Source organism: Sphingobium sp. IP1, assembly GCF_002708645.1.
In the GTDB taxonomy this organism is placed as follows: Bacteria; Pseudomonadota; Alphaproteobacteria; order Sphingomonadales; family Sphingomonadaceae; genus Sphingobium; species Sphingobium yanoikuyae.
Map to the genome: position 1 here is coordinate 1 of NZ_NOIW01000045.1, position 16,993 is coordinate 16,993.

Here is a 16,993-nt window from a genome sequence, read left to right on the forward strand (position 1 = left end):
GCTGATATGCGGGCAGGACAGGAAATCCTCGACCGATAGGGGCCGGTCGGTCGGATGCGCCGCCAGCTTGTGATGGCGATCGACGACGCAGCTGAACGTCTCGGTGAACAGGAAACGCTCATAGGTCTGGGCCGGATCGGGATCGAGCCCGCTGATGATGAGGTCGATCTCGCCCGCGGTCAGCCGCGCCACCATGTCGCCGGTCAAAGGCACGATGTCGATCGCCGCCAGCGGCGCCGCGCGGCCGATATGCGGCAGGGTCGGCGCCACCACGGCGGCGACGCCGAAATCGGTCGATGCGACGCGGAACCGGCGATCGAGCGTCGCCGGATCGAAACGCGGCGGTTCCAGCAGGCCGGCGGTCGTCGCCAGCCAGTCCTGCAAGGACGGCGCCAGTTCCTCCGCCCGCCGGGTCAGTTCCATGCCGCCGGCTGTCCGCACCAGCAGCGGGTCGCCGAGCAGGCTGCGCAACTGCGCCAGCGACCGGCTGACCGACGGCTGGCTGACGCCCAGTTGCTGCGCCGTGCGCGTGACGCTTTTCGTGCGCAGCAACAGCCCCAGTGTCACCAGGCTGTTAAGGTCGAAATGCACGCCGCCAAGCAAGAGAGACCGGTCCGTTCCTTAAGGATAATGCGGACCATTCTTAACTTCCGGTCTGGTCAGGGTCCAGTCCCGTTGCATTTCCGGACTGTTGCGCGGTGCGATCGGTGCCGATTGACAGGCCCCGTCATCCGGATTTATGAAATAACCTGTATCACATCTTCGTCGATCAAGAGGCTGTGCGCCTGCAATCATTGTGTCCGGGGCAACAGGTGCGACGATGATGAAGGGATGGGCGTCGTCTGTGCGGCGCTCGACGCCGTGACGGTCGATCCAGCATATAAGCGCCGCGCGGTCTGGATGGGAGGATGCCATGACACGCCGTTTCCGGACGTTGCTTTTCTGCGCCTGCGCGACTCTGCCTACCCTGCCGATCGAGGCCCAGGCGCAGGATAGGGCTCAGGACAGGGCCAGCGTGACCCAGGACATCATCGTCACCGCCCGCCGGACCGAGGAACGGCTGCAGGACGTGCCGATCTCGATCACTGTGTTCAATCAGGAAGAACTGGCCAACCGCAATGTCGTCAATGCGCAGGATCTGGCCGCCTATACCCCCTCGCTGTCCGCCAATGGCAATTTCGGCAGCGAAAATAGCAGTTTCGCCATCCGCGGCTTTGCCCAGGACATCGGCACCGCGCCCTCGGTCGGCGTCTATTTCGCCGATGTGGTCGCGCCGCGCGGCGCTTCCAACGGCCTGCCCTCGGGCGATGGTGCCGGGCCGGGCGCTTTTTTCGACCTGCAGAATGTCCAGATATTGAAGGGGCCTCAGGGCACCCTGTTCGGTCGCAACACCACCGGCGGCGCGATCCTGCTGGTGCCGCAGAAGCCGACCGACGAATTTTCCGGCTATGTCGAAGGATCGATGGGCAATTATGACATGTGGCGCGGCCAGGCGGTGGTCAACGCGCCGCTCGGCGACCGGGCGCGGATGCGCATCGGCGTCGATCGGCAAAAGCGTGATGGCTATATGCGCAACGGCAGCGGCATCGGCCCCGACCGGTTCGGCGATGTCGACTATATCGCGCTGCGCGCCAGCCTTGTCGTCGACCTGACCCCCGATCTCGAAAACTACACCATCCTCTCCTACAGCGATTCCAGCAATAACGGCCCGATCCAGAAGCTGGTTGCGGCCGCGCCGGAGGGGCTGGGCCAGCTCGCCTATGGCCAGTTGCTGCGCCAGGGCAGCGGCTTCTACGACGTCATGCAGTCCCTGGAAGACCCTTATTCCAAGACCGAGCAGTGGCAGGCGATCAACACCACAAGCTGGCAGGCGAGCGACACGCTGACGGTCAAGAATATCGCCAGCTATGCCCAGCTGAAGCAGCGCATGAATGCGCCGCTGTTCGGCACCGATTTCGTCGTCGATTTCGCCGCGATCAATCCCTTCCTCGCCGCGCTGGGCAGCTATCATTTGCCCTTCACCACGGTGACGTCGATTCCCGGTGGCTATACCGCCAACCAGTCGACCTTTACCGAGGAACTGCAATTGCAGGGGCGCTCGGGCGATGGCCGGCTCAACTGGCAGGCAGGGGCCTATCTGGAGGTCAGCGAACCGCTGGGCACGAGTGGCAGCCAGTCGCCCTTCCTGGCGTCCTGCACCGATTCCGCCACCCTGCAATGCACCGATCCGCTGGGCTTCCTGTCCAATCTCGATCCGACCATCCCGGCGTTCGCCAAGCCGATCCATGCCGGCACCGTCAATTACACGGCGGGGCGCACCAATTTCCACAATGTCGGCCTCTATGCGCAGGCGACCTATGCGCTGACCGATCAGCTGAAACTGACCGGTGGTTTCCGCTACACCTGGGATCATTCGCGCAATGTCAGCGACCAGCGCACCTATATCGTCGCCTATCCACCGCAATATGGCGCCTTCAATCCGGCCGCGGCCTATCGCTGCACCAATCCGCAGGCGGCGGCGACCAATTGCGTGTCGCATTATTATCAGTCGTCGGAAAAGCCGACCTGGCTGGTCGACCTGGATTACAACCCGACCCAGGACATATTGCTCTACGCCAAATATGCGCGCGGCTATCGCGCCGGCACGATCGTCCCCAATATCACCGCGCCGCTCAACATCGTCGAGCCGGAGAAGGTGGACAGCTATGAGCTGGGCCTCAAGACCAGCTTTGGTGGCGCGCTGCGCGGCACCTTCAACCTGGCCGGCTTCTACAATGATTTTTCCAACCAGCAATTGCAGGTCGGCTTCAACGCGCGGCCGCTGTCGGGGCAGGCGTCCACCGCCGCGCCGGTCAATGCCGGCAAGTCGGAGATATGGGGGCTGGAGGCCGATGCCTCGCTGACCCCGTTCCAGGGACTGGTGCTGACCGGCGGCTACAGCTATCTGCGCACCAAGATCAAATCGGTGCCCGATTTCTCCAGCTTCAACGACCCCAATTATATCCTGGCCGCGCCGTTCCAGCCCGGCGATCCCGAAGTGCTGTCGCCGCGCCACAAATTCACGGTCAGCGGCACCTACACCCTGCCGCTGGACGAGGAGAAGATCGGCCGTATCTCCTTCGGCGCGACCTTCACCCATCGGTCCTCGATGCTGGTCAACTATACCGACCGCACCAATCCCGATCCGTCGATCGCCGCGCTCAGCACGCTGGCGCCGCTCGATCTGCTCAACCTCAACGCCAGCTGGAACAATATCGCCGGCGCGCCCGTCGACCTCAGCCTGTTCATGACCAATGTGACCAAGGAAAAATATTACAGCTTCATCGCCGGGCTGGGATCACCCAGCGTCAATTTCGAGACGGCGACGCTGGGCGAGCCGCAAATGTATGGCGCGCGCCTGCGCTTCCGCTTCGGCGGATAAACGGGCACCGGCGACCGCGAAAATTGATCCATGTCTAGGACGGCGCTTCCGGCGGCTGATAGGTTGCATGGCAATCAAGCGGAGTCGGTTCGATGGACGTGATCACGGATGCTGCCTATCTGTTTCGCCGGTCGCGCGACGAGACGCGCAAAGCCGATGAAGCCCGTGAACGCGGCGATGCGGTGTGCGTGATTGCTGCGCACAATGAACTGGCGCTGCGCTACAAGGTCCGCGCCCTGTCGCTGTCCAGCGGCGCGGTCCCCTGCATCGATGCGACCGGGCGGCGATCGGCCTAATCCTTTGTGCCCTGCAGGCTGATGCGGCCGGGTTTCAGCCCCGGTGCGCTGACCTGTAGCGTGATCGCGCCCGGCTTGCCGGTGCCGCGCAGGAAGGCGACGGCCTTGCCGCCCAACGCCGCCCGCTGTGGCGAGGCAAAGGCGGTGTGATCGGTGACGCTGCCATTGTCGAAGGCGACGACGCGGCCCGGCCCCGATACCGTCGCGCTGAGCAGCGGCGTCGCGCCGGGCACCAATATGCCCTTGGCGTCCACCACCTCGGCCCGCACCGCGACGACATCGTCGAAGCCGCCGCCGACCGCCTTGGCCTCCGGCACCAGCCGGATCGCGGCCGGCGCGCCGGCGCTGCGCAGCATGTCCTCCGCCACCTTTGCGCCGCCGCGATAGCCGACTGCGCGCAGCTCGCCCGGCGCATAGTCGACGTCCCATGTGATCGCGCTGTCGTCCGCGTTGCGCGGCTTGCGGCCCAGTGACTTGCCGTTGAGGAACAGCTCGACCGCGTCGCTATTGCTGTAGACCTCGACCTTTTCCTTGTGCGCGGCGCGATTGTCGGGCGACCAGTCGGTCAGCGCGCCCGGCCCCTTGGGCTGGGGCAGGGCGATGCCGACCATGGTGGGCATTTCGCTGATGTCGATCACTTCGGTCACGCGCCGGGCCAGCTTCACCACCGGCTTTTCCGACCACCAGCTCGCCCGTTCCCAGCCGATCGGCTTCACCCCGTCGACCCGGTCGACCAGGCCGGACGGATTGCTGATCGCCGGCCATCCCGCCCGGTCCGCCTCGCCCAGATAATCGACGCCGGTCCACAGGAACATGCCGGCATAGGCCGGGTCGTCCCGCACCACGAGCCAGCTTGACCGGTTCTTGCTGTTCTCCGTGCCGATGATCTTGCGGCTGGGCTTGTCGGCATGGGCCTTGGCCAGTTCATTCTCGCGATAATTCTGGCCCACCACGTCCAGCAGGTCGGCGGTGCCATTGTCATAATCATGGGTGGTGTTGGGGCGGAACAGCGCCATCGTCACCGGCCGGGTCGGATCCTCGGCATGGAAGATGTCCTGCAAGCGGGTGATGATCGACTGCGCCACCAGCGGATAGGGCGTGTCGTGAATCTCGTTGCCGATCGACCAGATGACGATGCTGGGATGATTGCGATCGCGCCGCACGAAATCGCGCGCGTCGATCGACGACCAGTCGGTGAAATAGAGATGATAATCCTGCGGGTTCTTCGCCACCGTCCACATGTCGAAGCCCTCGTTCATGACGATCAGGCCGAGCCGGTCGCACAGGTCGAGAAATTCGGGCGAGAAGGGATGATGGGCGGTGCGCACCGCATTGACGCCCAGCGCCATCAGCCCCTTGAGCCGCCGCTCATAGACGGCCAGCGGCACCGCCATGCCGAACGGCCCGCCATCGGCATGGATCGCCACGCCCTTCAGCTTGATGTTGCGGCCATTGAGCCAGAAGCCGCTCGCCGCCTCGAACCGGGCATCGCGAATGCCGAAGGGGACGCGTTCCTCGTAGAGCAGCCGCCCGTCGGTCGCGCGGACGCGCAGCAGCGCCTGGTGCATCGCCGGATCGCCAATGTCCCAGCGGCGCGGATCGGCCAGGGTGCCGGTGACATCCATCTGGGTCGCGCGCCCGGCGGGCAGGCTGATGCTCTGGCCGGTGAAGGTCGCGATGCTGCGGCCGTCCGGCCCCTCGATCACCGCCTCCAGCCGCGCCTCGACCGGGGCGCTGCTCTGATTCATCACGCTGCTGCCGATGGCAAGGTCCGCGCTCTTCGCGTCCAGCTTTGCGACCCGCACCGTGCTGCCCCATGTTTCGGCATGGACATCGCCCAGGGTGAGGATGCGGACATGGCGATAGATGCCGCCGCCCGCATACCAGCGCGAGGCTGGCTGGGCGGAGGTGTCGGCGCGCACCGCCAGCACATTCTCCTGCCCGGCGGGTTTCAAATGCTGGGTGACCTCGTAGCGGAAGCTGGCATAGCCGCTCGGCCGATGGCCGACATGCTGGCCGTTGATCCACACGCCCGACCGCTCCATCACGCCGTCGAATTCGACGAAGACGCGCTGGCCGGCACTGGCGGGCGGCAGGGTGAAATGCTTGCGATACCAGGCGACGCCGGTCGGCAGGAAGCCGCCCGATCCGGTCGCGGGTGCATGTTCGTCGAACGGCCCGGCGATCGCCCAGTCATGCGGCAGGTCGACCGGCTGCCAGCCTGCATCGGCAAAGCCGGGCTGCTCGGCGGTCGCGACATCGCCCTGATGGAAGCGCCAGCCGGCATCGAAATTCTCGGCGCCGGTCGGCTGGGCAAAGGTGGGGGCGGGCAGGGCGATCAATAGCGCCAGCGCCAGGCCGGCGGCACTCCGCCCGATCATCCTGCGCATCCGTGCGGTCCGTCCCGTCGCCATATCGGCCCCCTCTCCAGAATATGTCCACTATGTGGCGCTATGGCGCCCTATGTGGGTATATGGCTACAGGAGTGGCGGGCCGATGCCAAGCGGCTTTGCTGGCCTTGCGGGGCGGGCGGCGACGCGACAGGCAAATCTCCTACGAAGTTCACAGTGTCGTGCGCGGATTCGGGCGAAATGCGCCGCAAACGCCGCCATGACGCGCCTGCCACGCGACAGCGACGCGTCGGTTGGGTCATGATGCGGGGCATCCCGACGCGTCGCCGACGCGACAGTTGGGCGACAGCGAAGCGACAGATTTGCGCGGCTGATGCACGTGAACGCGGGGAGGGAGCGGGGCCATCCCACAGGATAGATCAGAGAAAGGCCGAGTAGGAAAGCCGATGGCCGGAAGCGTCCCGAAACGGACCTGTTCCCCCTCCCGCAGGCGGGAGGGGTTGATGGGAGGCGCGTGGCTCCCATCAAGGGGGTGGGCTGGACGTCGCGATAGCCCACCCCGCTGCGACTAACGCGCTGCGCGCGCAAGTCTCGCTACCCCTCCCGTTTACGGGAGGGGAATGGCAGGAAACCACCCATTTCGGACCTGAAGGGGCTCGTTGAGCCGGGTAATTGTCCCCCTTCAGCGCACCTTGAAACTATATGTGCCGCTGACCGGCTGATGATCATTGCCCATCACCGTCCATTGAAGATCATAGCTGCCGGTCGGCAACGCGCGGGGCAGGGTGATGACCAGGCCCTTGCCGTCGGCGGCCGCGGCGGTGGTGAAGCCCTTGATCGGCATCGGCGGATGATCGGCCATGCCCGGCATGCCGGTCATGGTCAGGGTGATGCTGCTATGATCGGCCTGCAGCGTCTCGGAAAAGCCCAGGGTCAGCCGGGTCGGCTTGGCGACGCTGGCATTGGCGGCGGGGCTGGCGGCAACGAGCTGTGGTTTGGCGAAGGCAGCGCCGGGCAGGGCGGTGAGGGCAAAGGCTGCGGCGATCAGGGGCAGGCGGGGCATAGGGAACTCCGAAAAAATGCGCGTCTTGCAGGGGAATACGCATTGTCCTGTCGCATCCCTCACGCGCCGCGCTATTTTGTTCGAGGGATGGGTCGGCCGGATGCGTATCGTCAGGCAGGACATGAAGGACGGGACGATGGACGATCTGGATGACATGCTGGCCGGGCTGCGCGACGCGCCGGCGACGGCGCGCTTCGACGGGCTGGAGGCGGCGGTGATGCAGGGGCTGGACCGCCGCCGCGAACGCGGCGTCGCGCGGCGCAGCCTGATGCTGGCCGGCGTGATGGCGATCGGTATCGGCTGGATCGGCAGTAGCGTGCCCGCGCAGCCGGCGCAGGCCGCGCCCGCACTGATCGGTATGTCCGACTATGCGCCCTCGCGCCTGCTGGAGCGATAGGCATGGGCAAACGCTATTGGCTGGTGGCGCTGGTCGCCTTTGCCGCGGCGCTGGCCGCCGTGCTGGTCGCGCGCACCTGGCTCGCACCCGCGCCGCCGGTGGAGAATGAGGTTCATGCCCTGCTCCATGATCGGCTGACCCTGGACGCCGGCCAGAAGCAGCGCATCGCCGATCTGGAAGCTGCCTTCGCCCAGCGCAAGGCGGCGCTCGACGCGGAAATGCGCGCCGACAATCAGCGGCTGGCCGCAGCGATCGCCGCCGAACATGGCTATGGCCCGCGCGTCGCCCAGGCGGTCGACCGGTCGCACCAGGCGATGGGGGAATTGCAGAAGGAAACATTGAAGCACATCTTCGCGATGCGCGGCGTGCTGCGCCCCGATCAGGCCGCGCTGTTCGACGCGGCGGTGGTCAAGGCGCTGACCCAGCCTGTCGGGTGATAGCCGACGATCCCGATGATGCCAGTCTGGCGGCGCAGGCGCTGGCCGGGCGGCAGGCGGCCTATGGCGCGCTGATGCGGCGGCACCGCGATGCCGTCTATCGACTGGCGCGCGGCCATGTCGGCGATGCCGACGCGGCAATGGACATCGTGCAGGAAAGCTTCGTCGCCGCCTTTGCCTCGCTGGCCCGCTATGACGGACGCCGGCCCTTTCGCGGCTGGATCGCGCGGATCACGATCAACAAATGTCATGACTGGGCCCGCCGCCGTGCCGTCCGCCGCTTTTTCAGCTTCGCCCGGCCGATCGAGGACGCGGCCCATGTCGCCGACGCGGCGCCCGATCCCGAACAGGCGGCCCAGTCCCGCGCCGGGGTCGCCCGGATCGAGGCGGCGGTGGCGGCGCTGCCGGTGGCGCTGCGCGAGGTGCTGCTGCTGCGCGGGATCGAGGGCATGAGCCAGGCCGAGGTCGCGGCGATATTGGGCATCAGCGAAAAGGCGGTGGAAACCCGCCTCTACCGCGCCCGCCGGCAATTGCAGGAGATGTTGAGGGAAAGCGACGCAGCGCGCGTATAGAGCAGCATGACCGATCAGCCCTCCCTCCCTCTCGACCGTCGCAGCCTGATCCGGGGCGGCGCCGCGCTGGCGCTGGCACAGGCACTGCCCGGCTGGGCCGCCACCGGCACGCATGGAGCCGCTCAGGGCGCGCTGTCGGGCGAGACGATCGCGCTCAGCATCGGCGACGGGCATTTTTCGACTGGTGGCCGATCGGCCCATGCGATCAGCGTCAATGGCGGCACGCCCGCCCCGCTCATCCGCCTGCGCGAGGGGCAGCATGTCAACATCGCCGTCACCAATCGGCTGAAGGAGGATAGCTCGATCCACTGGCACGGGCTGATCCTGCCCTTCCAGATGGATGGCGTGCCCGGCATCAGCTTCCCCGGCATCGCGCCGGGCGAAACCTTCACTTATCGCTTCCCGGTGCGGCAGGCGGGCACCTACTGGTATCACAGCCATTCGGGCATGCAGGAGGCGATGGGCCTTTACGGGCCGATCATCATCGATCCCGCCGGTGCCGATCTGGTGGCCTATGACCGGGAACATGTGATCCTGCTCGCCGACTGGAGCCCGGTTCATCCGCACAAGCTGCTGCAACGGCTCAAGCAGATGGGCGGCTATTATAATATGCAGCGCCAGACGCTGGGCGGGCTGCTGGCGGGGGAGGATCAGGGTCTCAAGGACCGGATCGACTGGGGCGCGATGCGCATGGACCCGACCGATATTTCCGACGTTACCGGCGCCACCTACAGCTATCTGGTGAACGGCATGGGCACGGCCGAGAACTGGACCGGCCTGTTCGCGCCGGGCGAGCGGGTGCGGCTGCGCATCATCAACGCGTCGGCGATGACCAATTTCAATGTTCGCCTGCCCGGCCTGCCGATGACCGTCGTCCAGTGCGACGGGCAGGATGTCCAGCCGGTCGAGACTGACGAGTTTCAGATCGGCATTGCCGAAACCTATGACGTGATCGTCCAGCCCGGCGAGGCGAAGCCCTATGCCCTGATTGCCGAGGCGATCGATCGGTCGGGCCTGGTCCGCGCCACGCTGGCGCCGCAGCTGGGCATGGTCGCGCCCGTGCCGGCCCGGCGCGCCCGGCCGCTGCTGGGCATGAAGGACATGGGCATGGACATGGGCGGCATGGATATGGGCCACGGTGGCGTGATCGACCTCAGCCAGCCGGCCAATGACGCCATGAGCGGCCATGCCATGAAGATGCGCGACAAGTCGGTCGCGCCGGGCGTGAAAATGGGGCCGGGCGTTGCCACCCTGTCGCCGATGCCGGCCGATCGCACCGCCGACCGGCCGACGGGGCTGGAACATGTCGATCATCGCGTGCTGACCTATGCCGATCTGCGGTCGCTGACGCCGAACAGCGACCTGCGCACCCCGACCCGATCGCTCGACATCCATCTGACCGCGAACATGGAACGCTATATGTGGTCGTTCGACGGGGTGAAGCTGTCGGAAGGGGCGGAGCCGATCGCCTTCCGCCATATGGAACGGGTGCGGGTGACCCTGATCAACGACACGATGATGCCCCATCCCATCCATCTGCACGGCCATTTCTTTGAACTGGTGACCGGCGAGGCGGCGCATAATCCGCGCAAGCATACGGTGAATGTGCTGCCCGGCGGCAAGCTGAGCTTCGACCTTACCGCCGATGCGCTGGGCGACTGGGCATTCCACTGCCATATGCTGATGCACATGCATGCCGGGATGATGCGGGTGGTGACGGTCCGCCACGAGGAGGACGCGGCATGAGGAGTGTCGCGCTTCTGATGCTCGCCGCCGCCGCGCCGGTTCAGGCCCAGACCATGGATCATAGCCAGATGGACCATGGCGCGATGGGCCACAATATGCCCACCACCGACGCCGCGATCCCGCAAGGCGCGCCACCGCCAGTGCCGACCGATCATGCCGCCGACGCGCTCTATGATCCCGCCGCCATGGCCCGCGCCCGCGCGGCGATGATCGCGGAGGGCGGCGGCATGACCTATTCGCAATGGATGCTCGATCGGCTGGAATATCGCGCCGGCAGGGGCGCGGATGGCTATGCCTGGGAGGGCGAGGGCTGGATCGGCGGCGACATCAACCGTTTCGCGGTCAAGAGCGAGGGTGAAGGGACGTTCGGCGGATCGCTCGAACGGGCCGAGGTGCAGGCGCTCTACAGCCGGGCGATCGACCCCTGGTTCAACCTGCAGGCGGGCGTGCGGCACGATTTCGGCGAAGGGCCGGACCGCAGCTATGCGGTGATCGGCATCGATGGCCTGGCACCCTACTGGTTCGAAGTCGGGGCCGAAGCCTTCCTGTCGACTAGGGGCGACGCCCATCTGCGGCTGGAGGCGAGCTATGACCAGCGCCTCACCCAGCGGCTGATCCTGCAGCCTGCCGCCGAGTTCAATCTGGCGGCGCAGGATGTGCCCGAACTGGGGATCGGCGCCGGCCCGTCCGATATCGAGCTGGGGCTGCGGCTGCGCTACGAGATCGCTCGCGAATTCGCGCCCTATGTCGGCGTCAATTGGGAGCGCAAGCTGGGCGACACGGCCGATTATGCCCGTGCCGCCGGCGACAAGCCGTCGGGCACCAGCCTGGTGATCGGCCTGCGCGCCTGGTTCTGAGAGGCGCTTGCAGCCCGCCTGATATTCGATTATCGATCCCGCCGATCCTGCGCCGCACGGCATGGGATCATGATCGCGCCGGTGTCCCGAAAGGGGCTTAATAGGGAATGCGGTGCGGACGGGTGACTGTCCAAATCCGCAGCTGTCCCTGCAACTGTAAGCGGTGAGCGCGATGCATATGTGCGGACGGCAGAATGACCGATCCGCCAGCCACTGGGCCGGACGCTAAATCCTGCGAGGCCTGGGAAGGCCGTGCATCAAGCGATGACCCGTGAGCCAGGAGACCTGCCGGCGTCTGGTCGCTCTTGCCTTGGTCCAGGGGATGGCCGCGGCACGGTAACTTCCGTCTGAGCGACGAACGAGCGGCTGGGGCCGCTGCGACGACGCGCGTCGGTTGCCCTTGGGCGCCCGGCCGGCGCGTGTGTCGGACGTTCGCGCGCGTGCCGCTCGTGAAGGTTGCCCCCGCCCGTCGAACGCGGCGCCGGATGGGGGAATAAATGAAGTCCAATATCGTTTCGCGGGCCGCACTGGCCCTTTCGCTTGCCATCGCATCGCCGGCATTTGCCGATGAAGGGGAAGGCGACAGCATCGTCGTCACCGGCACCAGCCTGGAAGAGACGCTGCCGCAGCAACTGTCGCGCTATGGCCATGCCATCGAGATCGTCACCGACACGCAGATCCGCGATGCCGCCGCGATCGACACCGCCCGTGCGCTCGAAGCGGTGCCGGGCCTGTTCATCCGGTCGCAGTCCGGGCCGTTCAGCTATGTCGACATCGCGCTGCAGGGTTCGCGCACCAAGGATGTGCTGTGGACGATGGACGGCATCCGCCTCAACAACCGCCTCTATGGCGGCACCTCGCCCAACGACACCATGGCCGCCAGCATGATCGAGCGGATCGAGGTGCTGAAAGGCGGCGAAAGCCTGTTCTACGGCACCCAGGCGGCGGCCGGTGTCATCAATGTCGTCACCCGCGACTTCAGCGATGATCTGGGCGGCCAAGTCAATGCCAGCCTCGACAGCTTTGCCGGCACTAGCCTGGATGGCTATGTTCGCGGCGCGATCGGCCAGCATCGCTTCGTGGTCTGGGCCAATCGCAGCCAGTCGGACGGCTATCGTCCCTATGACGTGATGCAGCCCAGCGCCACCGATCGCGCGCGCGGTTATGATCTCTGGTCGGCGGGCATCAAATATCAATATGATATCGCGCCGGACCTGCGCCTCAATGCGCTCTACCAGCATACCAGGGCCGATCTCGACAATATCAGCGCGACGCGGACCAAGGAAAGCCGCAACGACCGCAATGAGGAAATCGCCAGCCTGCGCCTCGACTATACCGGCGAGGATGGGGTGCAATTCTTCCTCAAGGGCTATTTCCACGACTGGAAGACCGCCTATGTCCAGATCCGAAACCCCGTGCCCGCCGGCCCGCCGCAGGTCATCTACCCGGCCGGCACCTTCTGGGGCTATCAGGATTATGGCGGCAGCGCGGTGGTGCAGCTCAACATGCTGCGCGGCATCGACACGCTGATCGGCTATGATTTTCAGAGCTTCAATGGCCGCGACGACGTCCTGCTGATCGCGCCGACCGACGAACAGGTCCATGCCGGCATCTTCCAGCTGCGCACCAATGACGAATTGTCGAGCAAGGCGCGGATCGCGGCGGGCCTGCGCTACAACAAGGCGAAGGGATCGGAAAAGACGATCTGGAACGTCTCGGGCCGTTATGATGTCAGCGACGCGCTGTTCGTGGAGGCCAATGGTGGCACCTCCTTCGTGCTGCCCGACGCCTCGCAGCTTTATGGCAATGATCCCTGTTGCGAGGTCGGCAACCCGAACCTGAAGCCCGAGGAAAGCCTGAACCTCAACGCCGCGCTGGGCGGCGCGCTGGCCGGCGGGGCGATCCGGTGGAAAGCGACCTATTTCAACCGGCGCATCACCGACCTGATCGACACGACCTATGATGATCCGGCCTTTCCGGAAGGCACCTATATCAACGTCAGCGACAAGGTGCGGGCCAGGGGCGCCGAGCTGGAGCTGAACGCCGACCTGACCGGCGGCTGGGGCCTGTCGGCTAGCTACACATATTCGCGCGTCCGCAATCAGGGCAGTTCGGTGCAGCGCGATCGCAATCCGGAACAATATGGCCGCGCCGCGATCGTCTATGCGCCGGAAGCCGGCCGCTTCGGCGCCAATCTGTCGGCCAATTGGGTGGGCGATGTCTGGTCGACCGCGTCGGGCTTTGGCCGGATGAACTATGGCAATTATGCCGTGGTCGATGCGGGCGCGCATCTGTGGCTGGACCAGGCGCGGCGCAACCGGTTCGGCGTCAATGTCGAGAATCTGTTCGACCGCGACTATGCCTCCACCGGCTATCGCTCGGCGGTCAGCGACGCAGGGGTATTGGACGGCAGCAACAGCCGCTTCCTCTATTTCTACCGGGGCGTGCCGCGCACGCTGCGGGTCAGCTATGGCCTGAGCTTCTGACCATGTTGCGGCCGGTCCTGCTGCTGCATCGCTGGCTGGGCATCATCATCGGCGCCGTCATGACGCTGTGGTGCCTGTCCGGCTTCGTGATGCTCTATGTCGACTATCCGCGCCTGACACCGGCCGCGCAGCTTGGGGGGCTCACGCCCCTCAAGCTGTCGGCCGGGCAGGCGGGGATATTGCCCGACGCCATGATGCTGTCCGCCGCCCGGATCGAGATGATGGCGGGGCGACCTGTGCTGCGGGTGACGCCGGCGCTCGATCCGACGCGCACCATCCCGCAGATGCGGGTCTCCGCCGGCACCCATGACTGGGCGACGGGGAAACCGGTCGAGCAGGTCGATCCGCAAAATATCCACAGGATCGCGCGCGAATTCGGCCGCAACAGCGCCATTGCCGGCCCGGTCGGGCAGGTCGCGCAGACGGAGATGGACCAGTGGACGGTCCAGACCTTCCGCCGCAATGCGCCGCTCTATCGCGTCGATTATGCCGATGCGGCCGGGACGCAGGCCTATGTTTCGGGCAAGAGCGGGGAGGTGGTGCAGCTGACCACCCGCTTCCAGCGCTTCTGGGGCTGGCTCGGCGCGGTGCCGCACTGGCTCTATCCCACGATTCTGCGACAGGATGGTGCGTTGTGGAGCCAGGTCGTCATTTGGACCTCGCTGATCGGCTGTTTCCTGACGATCACCGGCCTGTGGGTCGGCATCGCCCGGCTGCGCCGCCGTCGCGATGGCAGCATCGGATCGCCCTATCGCGGCCTGTGGTGGGGGCACCATATGGCCGGGCTGTTCTTCGGCATAGTGACGCTGGCCTGGGTGGCGAGCGGGCTGCTGTCGATGAATCCCTGGGGGCTGCTGGACAGCGAGGCGATGATGACGGAGCGCCAGCGGCTGAACGGTGACTTCGCCTGGGGCGATGCGCGCCGGGCGATCGCGGCGCTGCCCGCCCTGCCGACGGATATCGTCCGGCTGGAAGCAGTGCCCTTTGCCGGTGCCGTCCATCTGGTGGCGATCGATCGGGCTGGCAAGGCGCAGCGCTTCGACGCTGCTGGCCGGCCTGCCACTTTGTCGGAAGCGGGGCTGCGTGCGGCGCTCCAGGATGGACCGCCGATCGCCTCGCTCGACCTGCTGCGGCAGGAAGACGCTTATTATTATGGTCACAAGGCCAGCGTCGCCCTGCCGGTGTGGCGCGTCATCCTGGCCGATGAGCAGGCGACACGCCTCTATGTCGATCCGGCATCGGGCCGCCTGATCCGCGCCTTCGACCGCAATGGCCGCGCTTTCCGCTGGCTGCAGGACGGGCTGCACCGGCTCGACTTCCCGCTGCTGCGCACCCGTCCCTGGTGGGATCTGATCGTCCTGCCGCTGCTCGCCATGGTCACGCTCGTTTGCGGGACCGGGACATGGATGGGCCTTTCCAAGTTGCGGCGCGACCTGCGCCGCGTCCGCAATCGCCGTCGGCGCGCCCGCGCCCTACGGCCCCTGATCGGAGAAACCGCATGACTGCCCCCCCTTTGCAGGCGTCGCTTCGGCGACGCAGCGTGCCGCTGATCGCGGCGCTCGTTATTGCCAATCTGGCCGTCTGGGGCTGGGCCTTCGCCCTGTTCGGCGACCGACCGGTGATGATGGGCACGGCCCTGCTCGCCTGGGGGCTCGGGTTGCGCCATGCGGTCGATGCCGATCATATCGCCGCGATCGACAATGTGACGCGCAAGCTGATGCAGGATGGGCAGCGGCCGCTGACCGTGGGCCTGTGGTTCGCGATCGGCCATAGCGCGATCGTGCTGATCGCCGCGCTGGGCCTCGCCTATGCGGTCAGTGCGCTCGCCGGGCTGGAGCGGTTCCGCGCCGCCGGCGGCGTGGTGGCGACGCTGATCTCCGCTACCTTCCTGTTCGCCATCGCGATCATGAATCTGGTGATCCTGCGCCAGGTCTGGGCGACCTTCCGCCGGGTGCAGGCGGGCGGCAGCTATGTGGAGGCGGACCTCGACATGCTGACCGGCGGGCGCGGGCCGCTGTCGCGCCTGTTCCGTCCGGTCTTCCGCCTGATCTCGCGCCCCTGGCAGATGGCGCCGCTCGGCTTCCTCTTCGGCCTCGGCTTCGATACCGCGACCGAAGTGGCGATCCTCGGCCTCTCCGCCGCGCAGGCGAGCGACGGCTTCGCGCTCGGCCCGGTGCTGGTGCTGCCCCTGCTGTTCGCCGCCGGCATGGCGCTGGTCGATACGGTCGACGGCATGCTGATGATGGGCGCCTATCAATGGGCGTTCGTGAAGCCGCTGCGCAAGCTCTACTATAATATCGTCATCACCGCCTTGTCGGCGGCGGTGGCGATCGGCATCGGCACGATCGAGACGCTGGCGCTGCTGGGCGACAAGCTGGGGCTAAGCGGTGGCATCTGGGATGTCGCCGCGACGCTGGGCGAGCATTTCAACGATCTGGGCTTTGCGATCATCGGCCTGTTCATCGCCTGCTGGATCGCCAGCGCGCTCTTCTATCGCTGGAAGGGCTATGACGCGATCGAACTGACCCCGGCCGGGGAAGTGCGGGCTTAGCCTATTCCGTTCGGGCTGAGCTTCGGTTTCGCCCAGCCCGAACGGCAGTTTTTACCCCTCGCGCGCGACCTGGAAGCCGGCGAAGGACTGGCTCACCGGCATCAGTTCCAGCGTGTTGATGTTGAGATGCGCGGGCTGGTTCGCGACCCAGAGCAGGGTGGCGGCGATGTCGTCCGCGGTCATCGGATTGGCATTGCCGTAAAGGGTGTCGGACGCCTGCTGGCTGCCGGTGCGGACCAGCGTGAATTCGGTCTCCACCATGCCCGGCTCGATCGATGTGACGCGCACGCCGGTGCCGTGCAGGTCCGACCGCAGGCCGAGCGAGAATTGGCGCACGAACGCCTTGGTGCCGCCATAGACATTGCCGCCGGTGTAGGGATAGGTCGCCGCCACCGAACTCAGATTGATGATCCCGCCTTTGCGCGCGACCAGACCGGGCAACAGCTTGTGGGTGACGGTGACGAGGCCGGTGATGTTGGTCTCGATCATCTGCTGCCACTGGGCGAGGTCGGCCGACTGGGCCGGCGCGGTGCCGAGCGCCAGGCCGGCATTGTTGACCAGCATGTCGATCGCGCGGAAGGCTTCGGGCAGGCTGGCCAGCGCCGCATCGATCGCGGCTTCGTCGCGCATGTCGAACACCAGCGGGCAGAAGGCATCACCGATTTCGGCGGCCAGCTTTTCCAGTCGATCGGCGCGGCGGCCGGTGCCGATCACCTGCCAGCCAGCGGCGGCAAAGGCGCGGACGGCGGCTTCGCCAATGCCGGCGGTCGCGCCGGTGATGAGGACGGTCTTGGTCATGGGGCGCTCCTGTCTTTT

General features: G+C 66.2%; 14 protein-coding genes and 1 riboswitch. Of the genes, 10 read left to right on the forward strand and 4 right to left on the reverse strand.

Annotation, left to right across the window (positions count from 1 at the left end; translation table 11 throughout):
- On the reverse strand, positions 1 to 591 hold a 591-nt coding region (locus CG471_RS16095), incomplete at its 3' end, for a LysR family transcriptional regulator (protein WP_257211571.1).
- A 322-nt stretch (positions 592 to 913) separates the two neighbouring features.
- On the opposite strand from CG471_RS16095, the gene CG471_RS16100 reads away from it, so the two are divergent.
- Together CG471_RS16100 and CG471_RS16105 are read left to right on the forward strand one after the other, a co-directional pair.
- Positions 914 to 3,421 (forward strand): TonB-dependent receptor, encoded by a 2,508-nt coding sequence (locus CG471_RS16100; RefSeq protein WP_099232474.1) that lies wholly within the window; start codon positions 914 to 916, stop codon positions 3,419 to 3,421.
- A gap of 92 nt (positions 3,422 to 3,513) precedes the next feature.
- A complete protein-coding gene (locus tag CG471_RS16105) occupies positions 3,514 to 3,717 on the forward strand; it encodes a hypothetical protein (RefSeq protein WP_004208544.1) in 204 nt (67 codons plus the stop codon).
- Here CG471_RS16105 and CG471_RS16110 read toward each other — a convergent pair.
- Positions 3,714 to 6,098, reverse strand: a complete 2,385-nt coding sequence (locus tag CG471_RS16110) for a glycoside hydrolase family 2 TIM barrel-domain containing protein (protein ID WP_257211572.1) — start codon at positions 6,096 to 6,098, stop codon at positions 3,714 to 3,716. The genes CG471_RS16105 and CG471_RS16110 overlap by 4 nt on opposite strands.
- Positions 6,099 to 6,750: 652 nt before the next feature.
- Complete coding sequence (copC, locus tag CG471_RS16115; protein ID WP_099232476.1) at positions 6,751 to 7,131, reverse strand: copper homeostasis periplasmic binding protein CopC; 381 nt, start codon at positions 7,129 to 7,131, stop codon at positions 6,751 to 6,753.
- Between the two features lie 100 nt (positions 7,132 to 7,231).
- Between copC and CG471_RS16120 the strand changes: the two genes are divergently transcribed.
- The 8 genes from CG471_RS16120 (at position 7,232) to CG471_RS16155 (ending at position 16,177) form a co-directional block, all read left to right on the forward strand.
- Entirely contained in the window at positions 7,232 to 7,528 is a 297-nt protein-coding gene (locus tag CG471_RS16120; protein WP_099232477.1) for a hypothetical protein, read from the forward strand.
- A gap of 2 nt (positions 7,529 to 7,530) precedes the next feature.
- Positions 7,531 to 7,965, forward strand: a complete 435-nt coding sequence (locus tag CG471_RS16125) for a periplasmic heavy metal sensor (RefSeq protein ID WP_037521141.1) — start codon at positions 7,531 to 7,533, stop codon at positions 7,963 to 7,965.
- Positions 7,962 to 8,537 (forward strand): RNA polymerase sigma factor, encoded by a 576-nt coding sequence (locus CG471_RS16130; protein WP_099232478.1) that lies wholly within the window; start codon positions 7,962 to 7,964, stop codon positions 8,535 to 8,537. Before CG471_RS16125 ends, CG471_RS16130 begins: the two co-directional genes overlap by 4 nt.
- A gap of 6 nt (positions 8,538 to 8,543) precedes the next feature.
- The gene (locus CG471_RS16135) at positions 8,544 to 10,283 is read left to right on the forward strand and encodes a copper resistance system multicopper oxidase (RefSeq protein ID WP_099232479.1); all 1,740 of its coding nucleotides are present in this window, start codon (positions 8,544 to 8,546) and stop codon (positions 10,281 to 10,283) included.
- Positions 10,280 to 11,140 carry a copper resistance protein B gene (locus CG471_RS16140; RefSeq protein WP_099232480.1) on the forward strand — a complete coding sequence of 287 codons (861 nt, stop codon included), beginning with the start codon at positions 10,280 to 10,282 and terminating at the stop codon, positions 11,138 to 11,140. Before CG471_RS16135 ends, CG471_RS16140 begins: the two co-directional genes overlap by 4 nt.
- Positions 11,141 to 11,202: 62 nt before the next feature.
- Positions 11,203 to 11,448, forward strand: a riboswitch (cobalamin riboswitch).
- A gap of 189 nt (positions 11,449 to 11,637) precedes the next feature.
- Positions 11,638 to 13,626 carry a TonB-dependent siderophore receptor gene (locus CG471_RS16145; protein WP_099232481.1) on the forward strand — a complete coding sequence of 663 codons (1,989 nt, stop codon included), beginning with the start codon at positions 11,638 to 11,640 and terminating at the stop codon, positions 13,624 to 13,626.
- Between the two features lie 2 nt (positions 13,627 to 13,628).
- Complete coding sequence (locus CG471_RS16150) at positions 13,629 to 15,128, forward strand: peptidase (RefSeq protein ID WP_099232482.1); 1,500 nt, start codon at positions 13,629 to 13,631, stop codon at positions 15,126 to 15,128.
- Positions 15,125 to 16,177, forward strand: coding sequence for a HoxN/HupN/NixA family nickel/cobalt transporter (locus tag CG471_RS16155; protein ID WP_099232483.1), 1,053 nt, complete (start codon positions 15,125 to 15,127; stop codon positions 16,175 to 16,177). The genes CG471_RS16150 and CG471_RS16155 overlap by 4 nt, the downstream gene beginning before the upstream one ends.
- Positions 16,178 to 16,228: 51 nt before the next feature.
- On the opposite strand, the gene CG471_RS16160 is transcribed toward CG471_RS16155, so the two are convergent.
- Complete coding sequence (locus CG471_RS16160) at positions 16,229 to 16,975, reverse strand: SDR family NAD(P)-dependent oxidoreductase (protein WP_099232484.1); 747 nt, start codon at positions 16,973 to 16,975, stop codon at positions 16,229 to 16,231.
- Between the last annotated feature and the right edge of the window lie 18 nt (positions 16,976 to 16,993).